At 59.3% G+C, this 14178-nt stretch carries 8 protein-coding genes; 5 read left to right on the top strand and 3 right to left on the bottom strand.

The features are described from left to right. Positions 1-1177 precede the first annotated feature (1177 nt). From LOY68_RS29440 to LOY68_RS29430, 3 genes are all read left to right on the top strand, one after another. Positions 1178-4630 (top strand): alpha/beta fold hydrolase, encoded by a 3453-nt coding sequence (locus LOY68_RS29440; RefSeq protein WP_265041344.1) that lies wholly within the window; start codon positions 1178-1180, stop codon positions 4628-4630. 140 nt (positions 4631-4770) lie between these two features. Next, on the top strand, positions 4771-6639 hold the full coding sequence (locus LOY68_RS29435; protein WP_265041343.1) for a hypothetical protein: 1869 nt from the start codon (positions 4771-4773) through the stop codon (positions 6637-6639). A 27-nt stretch (positions 6640-6666) separates the two neighbouring features. After that, a complete protein-coding gene (locus LOY68_RS29430; protein ID WP_265041341.1) occupies positions 6667-7917 on the top strand; it encodes a metallophosphoesterase family protein in 1251 nt (416 codons plus the stop codon). 100 nt (positions 7918-8017) lie between these two features. Here the strand turns inward: LOY68_RS29430 and gbcA are convergent, their stop codons facing one another. After that, positions 8018-9313 (bottom strand): glycine-betaine demethylase subunit GbcA, encoded by a 1296-nt coding sequence (gbcA, locus tag LOY68_RS29425; protein ID WP_265041339.1) that lies wholly within the window; start codon positions 9311-9313, stop codon positions 8018-8020. A gap of 440 nt (positions 9314-9753) precedes the next feature. Between gbcA and gbcB the strand changes: the two genes are divergently transcribed. Further along, on the top strand, positions 9754-10854 hold the full coding sequence (gbcB, locus tag LOY68_RS29420) for a glycine-betaine demethylase subunit GbcB (protein WP_054044210.1): 1101 nt from the start codon (positions 9754-9756) through the stop codon (positions 10852-10854). Between the two features lie 191 nt (positions 10855-11045). On the opposite strand, the gene LOY68_RS29415 is transcribed toward gbcB, so the two are convergent. Together LOY68_RS29415 and LOY68_RS29410 are read right to left on the bottom strand one after the other, a co-directional pair. Then, the gene (locus tag LOY68_RS29415; protein WP_265041337.1) at positions 11046-11870 is read right to left on the bottom strand and encodes an SDR family oxidoreductase; all 825 of its coding nucleotides are present in this window, start codon (positions 11868-11870) and stop codon (positions 11046-11048) included. A gap of 189 nt (positions 11871-12059) precedes the next feature. Further along, a complete protein-coding gene (locus tag LOY68_RS29410; protein ID WP_265041335.1) occupies positions 12060-13100 on the bottom strand; it encodes a low specificity L-threonine aldolase in 1041 nt (346 codons plus the stop codon). Positions 13101-13231: 131 nt separating this feature from the next. Between LOY68_RS29410 and LOY68_RS29405 the strand changes: the two genes are divergently transcribed. Then, entirely contained in the window at positions 13232-13948 is a 717-nt protein-coding gene (locus LOY68_RS29405; RefSeq protein WP_265041334.1) for a conjugal transfer protein TraX, read from the top strand. The last annotated feature ends 230 nt before the right edge of the window (positions 13949-14178 follow it).

The raw sequence follows: 14178 nt of genomic DNA, 5'->3' as shown, positions 1-14178 counted from the left end.
TGATTTTGTGGGTGGCCTAAGAACCACCCCTCACCCCAGCCCTCTCCCCAGCGGGGAGAGGGGGAAAGGGAGCCGATCGGGGGCTTTTCAAACCCCGAGTTCAACTCAGGACTTTCAGGTCGATGTAGCTCTAAGAACACCTCGGTCAGTCCCCTCTACCCTCTGGGGAGAGGGTTAGGGTGAGGGGTCAATCCCAAGCCATACGCAAACCCAAGGTTATCCACAATCCCTGTTATCACTTCTGTGGATAACATGTTCACCCCTCGCTACACCCCATACAAACCAAGCCTTGCAAGCCTTCGTACAAAAAACAACCAGCCTAACCCACGGTTTTTTCGAGCTTTTTCCCGAGGATAAGTTTAATAGTTGCCCCCAATCTCTGTTGGCGCTTCTGTGGATAAGATGTTCGCTGTCCGCTACAGGCCATACAAACCGGGCTTATCAGGCGGCTGATCAAAAAACAATCAATTCACCGTTTTACACCAACAAACCCCTCGAAAACCCCGACTTATCAAGCCTTCCCACGGTTTTCCACAGTTACACCAAAGTTGCCCCCAAAGTCTGTTGGCGCTTCTGTGGATAAACTGTTCGCCATCCTCTACAGCCCATACAAACCGTGCCTCACAAGCATCTGATCAAAAAACACCCAATCGCCCTCGCAAACCCTGCTTCTGGATAAGTCACGGTTTTTCTTGATTATTTATCATCAACTTTTCGTAAAAACCCATAGTTGTCCCCATTAGCTGTGGGTGGAGGTGTGGATAACTTGTTCGCTAAACGCTGCAAGCCACGCCGTTTATAGCGCCGAACGCGATAGATCAGATTTCATACAGTTCTAAGGCGCTTCCTTGACTTCAAACTGCCGCGTGTCTTCACTAAGCAGTTACCAAGGACAGCCGCAACTTATCCACATCTGGTTCAGGGAGAACGTGTGATGGATAGCCAGACACACCGCTCGCACCCCATTCCCTGCACGACCTGCGTCCCGGCCGTCGCGACTTCGCTGCGCAAGCGAATCCATCGCCGTGCTGCCAATCAGCGTGCGCGTCTATAGCGCCTGACTCTTTTCGATAACGCCGCTGGCTGCCGCCGAATCCGTTCGGTGGCCAGGTACTCGTTCGTCCGTTGAAAGCAGGCAACCGCAGAGTTGCCCCATCTGCCTGAGAGGGAAAGACCCATGACCCGGATAGCTACGCCCATCAGCGACATCAAGGAACATTACGACGTGATCGTCATCGGCTCCGGCTATGGCGGCGGGATTGCGGCTTCGCGCCTGTCCCGGGCCGGCAAGCGCGTTTGCCTGCTGGAGCGTGGTCGGGAGATGCAGCCTGGCGAGTACCCGAACACGATGCTGGCGGCTACCGAGGAATTGCAGGTGCATGACCCGGACGGCCACATCGGTTCGCGCACCGGGTTGTTCGACCTGCACGTCAATGCCCAGCAGAACGTGGTGGTCGGGTGCGGCCTCGGCGGTACGTCGCTGATCAACGCCAACGTCGCCCTGGAACCGGAACCCGGTGTGTTCGACGACCCGCGCTGGCCGCTGGCGGTGCGTGAACATCGCGACACCTTGCTCAAGGACGGTTACGCCCGGGCCCGGGAAATGCTCAAGCCCAATCCATACCCGAACACGTCACCGGTATTGCCGAAACTCGAAGCCAACAAGAAGTCCGCGGAGTACCTCAAGCAAGGCGCGCATTTCTACCGGCCGCCGATCAACGTGACGTTCGACAAACTGCCGAACAACCTCAACCACGTCGGCGTCGAGCAACTGCCGTGCAACCACTGCGGTGACTGCGTTTCCGGCTGTAACAACAAGGCCAAGAACACCACGCTGATGAACTACCTGCCGGACGCCTGGAACCACGGCGCGGAGATTTTCTGCCAGGCCGAAGTGCGGCATCTGGAGCGCGACGGCGATGGCTGGATCGTGCACTTCCAGTATCTGGACAGCGGCCGCGAGAAGTTCTCGGCGCCGACGCTGTTCGTCAAAGCCGACATTGTGGTGGTGTCCGCCGGCACGCTGGGCTCCACGGAAATCCTCCTGCGCTCCCGGGACAAAGGCTTGTCCACGTCCAACCAGCTCGGCGAGAACATGAGCGGCAACGGTGACATCCTCGGCTTCGGCCACAACTGCGAACAGCCGATCAACGGCATCGGTTTCGGCGCGCATCCGGCCAAGGAATTGCAGCCGGTCGGCCCGTGCATCACCTCGATCATCGACATGCGCACCGAAGGCGACTGGCGCAGCCGCATGGTCATCGAAGAAGGCTCGATCCCTGGCGCCCTTGGCCGGCCGATGGTGCCGAGCATGGCCGGGTTTGCCGAACTGATTGGTCAACCGACTGACGACAGCTTCACCGGCCAGTTGAAGTACAAGGAACGCGAAGCCGAAAGCTTCCTGCGTGGCCCGTATTACGGCGCGCTGCACAACATGCAAACGTACCTGATCATGAGCCACGACGACGGCAAGGGCCGCATGGTGCTCGACAGCAAGGATCAGCTGCGCATCGATTGGCCGGGCGTCGGCGAGCAGGAAAACGTCAAGCTCGGCAATGAGCGTCTGCACCTGAGCACCAAGGCGTTGGGCGGGATCTGGGTCGAGAATCCTATCTGGACCAAATTGCTCAAGCACAGCATCGTTTCTGTCCATCCGTTGGGCGGTTGCGTGATGGGCGAGGACGCGGGGCAGGGCGTGGTCAACCACAAGGGCCAGGTGTTCAGCGGTGCGAGTGGCACTGATGTGTACGCCGGTTTGTACGTAACCGACGGCGCGGTGATCCCGACGTCCCTGGCGGTCAATCCGCTGCTGACCATCTCGGCGGTGAGCGAGCGCAACATGGGGTTGCTGGCGGCTGATCGCGGCTGGACGATTGATTACACACTGCCGTCGGCACCGCGCAAACAAGTGGCACCGCCTACTCTTGGCGTGCAATTCACGGAAACCATGAAGGGCTACTTCTCCAAGGATTTCACCCAGCCCCAAGGCACCGATCTGCCGTTGTACGAGACGGCGGCCAAACGCGGCGAATCGGAAAACTCGCCGATCGAATTCACCCTGACCATCACCGCCAACGACCTCAATCGCATGATCAAGGAGCCGGCCCACGCTGCGACCCTGGTCGGCACGCTGAACGCGCCGGGCCTGTCGCCACAGCCGCTGACCGCCAGCAACGGTGTGTTCAACCTGTTCGAGCAGTACGAACAACAGGTCGGCGTGCGCCACATGAAATACGACATGAAACTGACCGCCGAGGACGGCCACGACTATTTCTTCAGCGCCTTTAAAACCGTACCTGAAGACAACGGCGTGCTGAATATCTGGCACGACACCAGCACCCTCTACGTCACGCTGTATAACGGGCCAGACAACACCGGCGCGGTGATCGGCTCAGGCGTGATGCACATCCACCCGACTGACTTCGCCAAGCAAATGACCACCATGAAAGTGCTCAATGCGCGCAACGAGCGCGAGCGCATCGAAGGGTTGGCGCGCTTCGGCAAGTTCTTCGCCGGCATTTTGTGGGAGAGCTACGGCGGGGTGTTCGCGGGCGATATCTACTTCAACCCGGATGCGCCGCCACGGCTGAAAAGGCCGCTGGATGCGCCACCGCCGAGCGTGCATTTCTTCCAGACCGAGGACAATGTCGAACTGCGCCTGACCCGATATCAGGGCGGCATTAAAGGCCCGGTGATGCTGGTGCATGGCTTGGGTGTGGGCTCGAACATTTTCTCCACCGACACCATCCAGGCCAACCTGCTGGAATTCCTGTGCAAGCATGAGTACGACGTGTGGCTACTGGATTTGCGGGTGAGCATCCTGCTGCCGGCGAGCAAGAAGGAATGGAACGGCGACCAGATCGCCCAGTACGACTTCAAGGCGGCCATCGCACAGATCCAGCAAGCGACCCAGGCGAAAGACGTGCAGTGCGTGGTGCATTGCTACGGGGCGACGACATTCTTCATGTCGCTGCTGGCCGGCTTGCAAGGTGTGCGCTCGGTGGTCTGTTCGCAGATTGCGGCAGATACCGTCGTGGCCACTGCGACAGGCCTGAAGGCTGGGTTGCATTTGCCGGGGATGCTCGATGCCATCGGTGTGAAGTCCCTCACGGCCTACGCCGACAACAAGGAAAACTGGTTCAACAAACTCTACGACAAAGCCCTCAACGGCTATGCGCGGATCGAGGCGCAGGGCTACTGCACCAACCCGGTGTGCCACCGCATCACCTTCATGTACGCGTCGCTGTATCGCCACGACACCCTCAACGAAACCCTGCACGACAACCTGCATGAACTGTTCGGCGAATCGAACATGCAGACCTTCGAGCATCTGGCGCTGATCGTGCGCAAAGGGCATCTGGTGAACTTCAAGGGTGAGGACGTCTACATGTCGCATTTCGATCGGCTGAGCATGCCGATCTGCTTTATCAGCGGCGCGGACAACCAGTGCTACCTGCCGGAAAGCACGCTCAAGACCTATGAGCGCGTGTGCAAGGTGCATGGGCCGGAAAACTACAGCCGGCAAGTGGTGCCGGGCTATGGCCACATCGACTGCATGTTCGGCAAGGACGCAGTGGTCGATGTGTACCCGATCATCCTGCAACACCTGGAGAAAACCGCTATCGGCTAGGCGGTAGACCGAGGCGACCCCTTCGCGGGCAAGCCTCGCTCCTACAGGTTTTGCGTCGCTTTTGTAGGAGCGAGGCTTGCCCGCGAAGGCGATCTACAAGGCGCTATACCTCGCGGGTCATGCACAAGGAAATGGATGATATGGACAGTTACATCCGCTGGTTTCAACGCTTCATCTGGCTAGGCATCGTGATGAATATGTTCTTCGCGCTGCCGGCCCTGTTCGCCCCGGCGTTGCTGACGTCGATGCTCGGCCTGCCGCCGCAACTCTCCGATCCGTGGCTGGAAAACGCCGGCATGTTGCTGGTCGGCATCAGCGTGTTCTACATGCCGTCGGGCTTCAACGCGCCACGCTTCGTGGTGAATTCGTGGTTGTGCGTGCTGTCGCGATTGATCGCGGTGGCGTTCTGGATTTACTTGATCAACACCAGCAACCAGGCCACGGTGTTCGTGCCGATGTTCCTCGGTGATTTGAGCATGTTCCTGATCCTCGGAATCCTGCTGTACCTCGGCACCACGCCGGCCACGCGGCCCTTGGCGTTGCTCTGCGACGGCTGGCGGGAATGGCGCGCAGGTTGGGCGCTGCGCTGGCAAAGCCACGGCTTCAAGGTTGGTACGTTGATCGTGATGCTGCTGGTCGGATTCATCGGTTACGAAACCTGGTACCAGATGCTGCGGGTGGTGCCGGCGAAGAAGTACGCATCCGACGAAGACCACTACAAATACGCCGCCATCGGCCTCGGCATCGAAGCGCGGATCCCGTATTACCTGTTCGCCGTACTGCCGCAGATGTGCCCGGAAAAACTGCCGAAACCCGGCGGCTACGAAGTGTTCGGCTTCCTCTTTGAAAATGGCAAGGACCTGCCCATCGGCATGGCCAAGCGGCAGATCGGCTACCCGACCGTCGAACCGAATTGCGCCCTGTGCCACACCGGTTCCTACCGCGCGAATGCCGGCGAAGTCGCCACGCCGGTGGCCACCGCGCCGGCCAATACCCTGCAACTGCAAGCCTTCCAGTGGTTCGCCTACGATTGCGCCAGCGACCCGAAATTCACCACCGACGCGGTGATGACGGCGATCAACGGCAAGTTCCAGCTCGGGTTTTTCGAGCGACTGTACAACCGCTACTTGATCATCCCGATGGCCAAGAGTGCGTTGCTCGCGCAGAAACAGGCCTACGCCTGGCAGAAGCTGCGGCCACCCCAAGGACCGGGACGCACCGACACCTTCAACCCGACCAAAATGGTGGTGTTCGGCTTCCCGGATGACTCGACCATCGGCACCGTGGACTTGCCGCAAGTCTGGAACCAGAAACCCCGGGAGTCGCTGTACTTGCACTGGGACGGCAACAACAACGACATCCACGAACGCAACTACGCAGCGGCGATGGCCGTGGGCGCGACGCCGGAATCGGTACTGCCGGAAAGCTTCAATCGCGTCACCAATTGGTTGCTTGGCACCAAACCACCGACGTGGCCGTGGGGTCTGGATCAGGCCAAAGTCGCCCAGGGCAAACCGATCTGGGACAAAAACTGCGCCGGTTGCCATGAATTCGGCCGCACCGACACCGGCCAGGTCACCACCAACATCGAAGAGCTGGGCACCGATCCCCATCGGCTGGACTCGTTCACCACCGGTCTGGTGACCGCGTTCCACGGCTTCAAGAAACCGCCGTTCGACTTCAACGCCTATCGCAAGACCCAGAGCTACAGCAACACGCCCACCGACGGCATCTGGATGCGTGCGCCGTACCTGCACAACGGTTCGGTGCCGACGCTGTGGGATTTGCTGCAACCGCCGGAACAACGGCCACAGGTGTTCTTCACCGGCTCCGACGTCTACGACCAGGAGAAAGTCGGCTTCGTCACCAGCGGTGCCCAGGCCAAGGCTTCGGCGGATTTCAAATACGACACGCGATTGGAAGGCAACCACAACAGCGGTCATCTGTATGGCACGCAACTGTCGGACATCGATAAACGGGCGCTCATCGAATTCATGAAAACCCTGTGATCCCACTACGGATGGAGGAATGCCAACATGTCACTGGTCAGTCACTGGGAACATGAGTACGACAAAGTCAAAGTGCGCCTGCATGGGCTGTACACGCGACTGGAGATGTCATGGAAAAAACTCATCAGCGAGCTGGAACCCGAGGAGTTCCAGGCCATTGTCGCGCTGCTGCAGCGTGGTCACGACCAGGCGCAATACGTGCTCAAGCACGGCGACCTGCCGGACGATGAACCGAGCGTGCCGTGGGAGTTGTCCCACGGCTTGTCGATCCTGCACATCGGCAACGCCACGCCGTTGCCGCAATCCACCGACGACTTGCAAACCCGGGTGCTCAAGGACGGCAGTCTGCTCGGTTGTCGCAAATGGGAACTGCTGGATTTGCTGTGGAGCGAGGCGCTGCTCAAGTGGATCGAAAACCTGCGGCATCACGCGACGTTTGCGACCACTCCGGCGCTGATGAAAATGGACAGCGACGTGATCCTGGCGATTGCCGGCGACTGGGGCACCGGACCCTTCGACAGTCATGCCCCGGCGGTGGCGGTGGCGAATCAGATGCAACTGGCCCAGGCGGATTTCACCGTTCATTTGGGGGACGTGTACTACGCCGGTACTCATTCCCAGGAAGACGTCGACATGGTCGGCTGGCCGATGGGCAAGCACGGCTCGTTCACGCTCAATTCCAACCACGAGATGTACAGCGGCGCCCACGGTTACTTCAAGGAACTCGCCAAGCGTTTCCCGACGCAGCAGGGCACCAGTTATTTCGCGTTGTACAACGATGATTGGGTGGTGATCGGGCTCGACAGCGCCTACGCCTCGGACGCGATCAATCTGTACATGGACGGCACGCTGAACAAAGAGCAAATCGCCTGGATGAAAGAGCTGCCCCAGCGCAAGAAGATCATGGTGCTCAGTCATCACCAAGGCTTTGATATCTCCGGGCACAACACCACGGCGCTGTTCAAAACGGTGTGTGATGCCTTGGGACGTGAGCCGGATTATTGGTATTGGGGGCATTTGCACAACGGCATCTGTTACGCCGCTCAGGGGCGGTTGCATGCGCGGTGCGCCGGGCACGGGGCGATTCCGTATGGCAATGCCAGCGAGCTGGATGGGCATTCGCGGGTGTTGTGGTCGGAAACGCAGAATGCGCGGGATGAGGCGTATCCGCTGCGGGTGTTGAATGGTTACGTGAAGGTGAGGTTGGTGGGGGAGAACATCGAGGAGACGTTTATCGGGGAGGATGGGTCGGTGCGGTGGTCTTCATTAGCCCAATGATCTTGGGTGACTGAAAGATCGCTTTCGCGGGCAAGCCTCGCTCCTACAGGAGATCGTATTTCCCCTGTAGGAGCGAGGCTTGCCCGCGAAGCTTTTGCTGTTAGCCCTGAACCGGAACCCCTTTGAGGTAAGGCGCAGGCTCAGCCCCCAAATTGCTCAGCAACCGCTCGCTGTACCAATCCACAAAGTTCACCACGCCAAACTCATAGGTCTTGGAGTAAGGCCCAGGCTGGTAAGCCGTGGAGTTGATCCCGCGCTGGTTCTCTTCAGCCAGGCGACGGTCCTGGTCGTTGGTCGCATCCCACACCTGACGCATGCGGTCGACGTCGTAGTCCACGCCTTCAACCGCGTCCTTGTGCACGATCCACTTGGTGGTGACCATGGTTTCCTGGGCGCTGATCGGCCACACGGTGAACACGATGATGTGATCGCCCATGCAGTGGTTCCACGAGTGCGGCAAGTGCAGGATGCGCATCGATCCGAGGTCCGGGTTCTTGATCCGGCCCATGAGTTTGGCGCAGCCCTGTTTGCCGTCGAGGGTCATCGACACGGTGCCCTTGAGCAGCGGCATGCGCACGATGCGGTTACGCAGGCCGAAACTGGCGTGGGCGTAAGGAATCTTCTCGGCTTCCCAGGCAGCGGCGGACGCGGCAACGTGGTCCTTGAACGCCTGGTCGGCGCGCGGGTCGGTGACGTCGTCCCATTCCAGCAGGGTTTTCAACAGTTCCGGGTGCGACGCGTTGCAGTGGTAGCACTCGCGGTTGTTTTCCAGCACCAGTTTCCAGTTGGCCTTTTCCATCAAGGTGGTGGTAATCGCCACCTTGGTGTTCTCCATGTCGTACGGTTCCATGTAATGGCTCAGCGTCGACAGGAAGTCATCAATGGCCGGCGGGTTTTCCGACAGGCTGATGAAGATGTAGCCGCCAGCGGTCTTCACATTCACTGGCTTGAGGCCGTATTGCTTCATGTCGAAGTCGGCGCCCATTTCGGTGCCGGCGAACAGCAGGCGACCGTCCAGCTCGTAGGTCCACTGGTGGTAATGGCAGACCAGTTTGGCGACTTTGCCTTTTTCGCTGGTGCACAGACGGGAGCCACGGTGACGGCAAACGTTGTGGAACGCATGAATCACGCCTTCGGCACCGCGAATCACGATGATCGGGTTCTTGCCGACTTGCAGGGTCAGGTAGTTGCCCTTGGTCGGGATTTCGCAAGCCATGCCGGCGATCAACCACTCTTTCTGGAAGATCTCCTGCATATCGATATCAAACAGCCGCTCGTCAGAGTAAAACGGCTGCGGCAGCGAGAAAGTCCGCTCGCGTTCTTGCAGCATCTGCGCGGTGGCCTTGCGTGCGGGTTCCAGCGGATCGCCCAGGCTGATTTTTGCGGTGACGTCCATCGATTTGATCCTCAAGGCCATTCTGTGTGGCCGGCGAAAGTGGCTACGTGGCCGGTGTAGCGGGTTTGGGCGGGCAGGTCCGGCGCATGAAATTCTGATCCTGCGTTGCCGCTCCTCCCCATAGCGAGCTATGAGTCGTCGCGGCGCCTTGTCTCAGAACTTCATGCATCCGAACCTGCTCCACCCAACCCCGTTACACCGGCCACCGGTTTGCTACGCAAGGTGTAAAGAATCTGTCGTTGTATGGAGCGAGTGTGGGGCCGGCGCATACCAGAACCTTATCCATGGGCGACATGGCCCAATCTGTTCCCGACGCGCAACCCCCGGTAGTTGGGGGCTGGTCGCGATAAGTATGTGAATGTCGCAGATAGGTAAATGGGTGGCTCGCGCTATACGCAGAATCGCCAACATAAGGCCGACCATCGGCGGTGGAGAACAGCATGTCCAACAGCTTCCTGAATCCGGTAACTACCCAGACCTGGGCCAATGGTCGACACATCGTCCGTTGCGTCAAAGTCATCCAGGAAACCTGGGACGTGCGCACCTTCTGCTTTATGGCCGATCAGCCGATCCTGTTCTTCTTCAAGCCCGGGCAATTCGTGACCCTGGAGCTGGAAATCGAAGGCGTGCCGATCATGCGCTCCTACACCATTTCCAGCTCGCCATCGGTGCCGTACAGCTTTTCGGTGACGATCAAACGCGTACCGGGCGGCAAGGTTTCCAACTGGCTGCACGACACCCTGCACGAAGGCCAGGAGTTGGCGGTGCACGGGCCGGTCGGGCTGTTCAACGCCATGGACTTCACTGCGCCGAAGGTCTTGTACCTCAGCGGCGGCGTCGGGATCACGCCGGTCATGTCCATGGCGCGCTGGTTCTACGACACCAACGGCAACGTCGACATGGTGTTTATCCACAGCGCCCGCTCGCCGAAAGACATCATTTACCACCGCGAGCTGGAACACATGGCGTCGCGGATCGACAACTTCAGCCTGCACCTGATCTGCGAAAAGCATGGCCTGGGCGAACCGTGGGCCGGTTATCGCGGTTACCTGAACCACAAGATGCTTGAACTGATGTCCCCGGACTTCATGGAGCGCGAAGTGTTCTGCTGCGGCCCGACGCCGTACATGAACGCGGTCAAGCGCATGCTCGAAGCGGCCGGCTTCGACATGTCCCGCTATCACGAGGAATCCTTCGGCGCCACGCCACCCGAAGCCCGCGCCGATGCGGTGGAACAAGCGGAAATCGCGGCGGATGCGCCGGAAGTCGATCTGGCGGACCTGCATCAAGTCGAATTTATCTCGTCCGGCAAAAGCATTCGCGTGGCCCCGGGTGAAACCGTGCACGCGGCGGCGGCCAAGCTTGGTTTGCTGATTCCTAAGGCGTGCGGGATGGGGATTTGCGGGACGTGCAAGGTGTTGAAGCTGGGCGGCGAAGTCGAGATGGACCACAACGGCGGGATTACCGAGGAAGACGAAGCCGAGGGTTACATCCTGTCGTGCTGCAGCGTGCCGAAGGGCGATGTGCGGATCGAGTTCTGATAGCCGCCCAATAACCCCGTAGGAGCTGTGTAGGAGCTGTCGAGTGAAACGAGGCTGCGATCTTTTGATCTTGATCTTTAAAAAATCAAAGTCAAAAGATCGCAGCCTCGTTTCACTCGACAGCTCCTACACGGCTCCTACACGGCTCCTACACAGCTCCTACACAGCTCCTACAGGGCGGTTGTGAATATTCAGTCGATAAACAGGTCTGTCATCAGCGTGTCGGTCGAGTCCGGCTCAAACCGATACCCCTCAAACTCCGTCACCCCATGCTCCCGCAAAATCTCCTCATCAATCAGCAACCGCCCGGTAATGCTGCGACCGCTACTGCCCAGAATGATATGCGCGGCATCCGCCATGATTGCCGGCGTTCGTGCGTGTTTGAAGGATTCCCGCGAGCCAAGCTGAAACTCGATGGCAGCCGTGGCGATCATCGTCTGAGGCCACAGCGAATTAACGCTGATACCGTAATTGGCGAATTCCTCGCTCATCCCCAGTGTCAGCATGCTCATGCCGTACTTGGTCACGGTGTAGGGGCTGTATTGCGCGAACCATTTCGTCGCCAGGTTCAACGGCGGCGACAGGTTGAGAATGTGGCCATTGGATTTTTTCAGATAAGGCAGGGCCGCCTGACTGCACAGCAACACCGCACGGGTGTTGATCTGGTGCATCAGGTCGAAACGCTTGAGCTCGACATGCTGAACACCGGTCAACTTGATCGCCCCGGCGTTGTTGATCAGCGCATCAATCCCGCCGAAATGCTCATTGGCCCGGGCCAGCGCCTCCCGCACCGCGACTTCATCGCGCACATCCACCTGCAACGCCAGCGCCTTGCCGCCCGCGTCTTCGACTTCCTTGGCCACACTGAAAATCGTGCCCGGCAGCTTGGGATGCGCTTCGGCGCTCTTGGCCGCAATCACAATATTGGCCCCGTCTCGCGCGGCCCGCAGCGCGATCTTGCGCCCAATGCCACGGCTGGCGCCAGTGATGAACAGGGTTTTGCCTTGTAAAGACATGCGTGCGCTCCTGATTATTGTTATGTGAGCGGGAGGCTCGACAAACAATGTAGACCCGTAGGAGCTGTCGAGTGAAACGAGGCTGCGATCTTTTGATCTTGATCTTTAAAATCAAAAGATCGCAGCCTCGTTTCACTCGACAGCTCCTACGGGGCCTACGGGTCCTACAGGGGCAGGTTGAGGGAGGGCTTAGGCGCTCATGACTTCGCGGATGTCTGCCGCCAGTTCGCGCACGCGCTCTTCTTCGGTGTCCCACGAGCACATGAAGCGCGCGCCGCCGTTGCCGATGAAGGTGTAGAAGCGCCAGCCCTTGGCGGTGAGGGCGGCGATGGCCGGTTCGGAGAGTTGCAGGAATACGCCGTTGGCTTGCACCGGGAACATCAGTTCCACGCCCTGGATGTCGCTGACCAGTTCTGCCAGCAGTTGCGCGCAGTGGTTGGCGTGTTTGGCGTATTTGAGCCAGGCGTGGTTTTCCAGGATGCCGACCCACGGGGCCGAGAGGAAGCGCATCTTCGAGGCCAGTTGCCCGGCCTGTTTGCAGCGGTAGTCGAAGTCTTCAGCCAGTTTGTGGTTGAAGAACAGGATCGCCTCGCCCACGGCCATGCCGTTTTTGGTGCCGCCGAAGCACAACACATCGACGCCGGCCTTCCAGGTCAGGTCAGCCGGAGTGCAGCCGAGGAACGCGCAGGCGTTGGAGAAGCGCGCGCCGTCCATGTGCAGGTTCAGGCCCAGCTCTTTGCAGGTGATGCTGATGGCGCGGATTTCTTCCGGGGTGTAGACGCTGCCGACTTCCGTGGCTTGGGTCAGGGTCACGACGCGAGGTTTCGGGTAGTGGATGTCCTGGCGCTTGAGCGCGACTTCGCGGATCGAATCCGGCGTCAGCTTGCCGTTTTCAGTGCGCGCGACCAGCAGTTTGGAGCCGTTGGAAAAGAATTCCGGCGCGCCGCATTCGTCGGTTTCGACGTGAGCGGTTTCCGAGCAGATCACGCTGTGGTAACTCTGGCACAGCGACGACAGGGCCAGCGAGTTGGCCGCGGTGCCGTTGAACGCGAAGAACACTTCGCAGTCGGTTTCAAACAGTTTGCGGAAATCGTCGGACGCGCGAGCGGTCCATTCATCGTCGCCGTAAGCGCGCTGGTGGCCGTGGTTGGCCTGTTCCATGGCTGCCCAGGCTTCAGGGCAGATACCGGAATAGTTGTCGCTGGCAAATTGTTGGCTCTTATCGGTCATGGCCTGATTCCGTGTTCAAAACCCCTATGGTGAGGAGTCTTGTGGTCAATGATGGTGCGCACTTTACCGAAGATCGTCCGGGGAGCACACGCGGTGATGCTGTCAGAAAATTACACAGTTGACGGGCAATTATGCACATGACGCAAAGGGACGGCGCGCTGGATTTGCTCAAGTGGCTGGCGCTGCTGAGCATGGTGCTCGATCACCTGCGATATGTCGGTTACTCCGTCGATTTTCTGTATGTGCCGGGGCGGTTGGCGTTTCCGTGGTTTTGCCTGGCGATGGCGGCGAATCTGTCTCGGGCGCGCGCCGCACCGGCCGGTAATCAATGGCGTTATCTGGGTTGGTTGATAGCGTTTAGCGCTATCAGCGAAATTCCATACCGGTTGTTTATTCCTGATCCCGACACGTTAAACGTGATGCCCACGTTGGTGCTCGGCCTATTGGTGGCGCGGGGTTGGCTACAACCGACGCTGCCATCGCGACTGCTGGCGGTGGGCGCCGTGCTGCTCGCGGTGTTGTTCCCGGAGCGACTGATGTTCGGTTTCTTTGGGGTTTTGTTGCCGCTGGCGATGCTGCTGGTGATCCGCTGGCCCTGGTATTTCAGCCTGCTGCCGGGACTGGTGTGTCTGGCGGCGAATCAGTGGAGTGTGTTGTATGCCGCTGCGCGGATGGGCAATGGCGCGGCGATTTTCGGGATGGCCGCTTGTCTGGTTGCGCCATTGGCGGGTGTGCTCCTGTTGCGACATGCCGGTCGCCTGAAACCGCCGCCAATGCGGCGCTGGGCGTATGCGCTTTATCCCATGCACTTCTTACTGCTGCTCGCAGTACGTCAGATCATCGCCTAACCCCCTGTGGGAGCGAGCCTGCTCGCGAAGAGGGAGGGTCAGGCGACATCCTCCTTTGCTGATGCACCGCCTTCGCGAGCAGGCTCGCTCCCACAGGGATCTTCAGTGGATCCTGTAGCTGTTCAGCCAGCCATTTCAACCCATGTCGTAAACGCACCTTTGCGTGGCGTCCATAGGCATTTGACCTGTCTGCGCCGGTCATACCATCGTGTCCAAAGGGCACTGCCGAA

This window comes from Pseudomonas sp. B21-053 (assembly GCF_026016365.1).
Classification (GTDB): Bacteria; Pseudomonadota; Gammaproteobacteria; order Pseudomonadales; family Pseudomonadaceae; genus Aquipseudomonas; species Aquipseudomonas nunensis.
This window is presented reverse-complemented; position numbering and strand designations above follow the sequence as displayed.

Coding starts and splice junctions, on each gene's coding strand:
- LOY68_RS29415 (WP_265041337.1), bottom strand. CDS start 11,870: ATGTCTTTACAAGGCAAAACCCTGTTCATCACTGGCGCCAGCCGTGGC.
- LOY68_RS29405 (WP_265041334.1), top strand. CDS start 13,232: ATGCACATGACGCAAAGGGACGGCGCGCTGGATTTGCTCAAGTGGCTG.
- LOY68_RS29430 (WP_265041341.1), top strand. CDS start 6,667: ATGTCACTGGTCAGTCACTGGGAACATGAGTACGACAAAGTCAAAGTG.
- gbcB (WP_054044210.1), top strand. CDS start 9,754: ATGTCCAACAGCTTCCTGAATCCGGTAACTACCCAGACCTGGGCCAAT.
- LOY68_RS29410 (WP_265041335.1), bottom strand. CDS start 13,100: ATGACCGATAAGAGCCAACAATTTGCCAGCGACAACTATTCCGGTATC.
- gbcA (WP_265041339.1), bottom strand. CDS start 9,313: ATGGACGTCACCGCAAAAATCAGCCTGGGCGATCCGCTGGAACCCGCA.
- LOY68_RS29440 (WP_265041344.1), top strand. CDS start 1,178: ATGACCCGGATAGCTACGCCCATCAGCGACATCAAGGAACATTACGAC.
- LOY68_RS29435 (WP_265041343.1), top strand. CDS start 4,771: ATGGACAGTTACATCCGCTGGTTTCAACGCTTCATCTGGCTAGGCATC.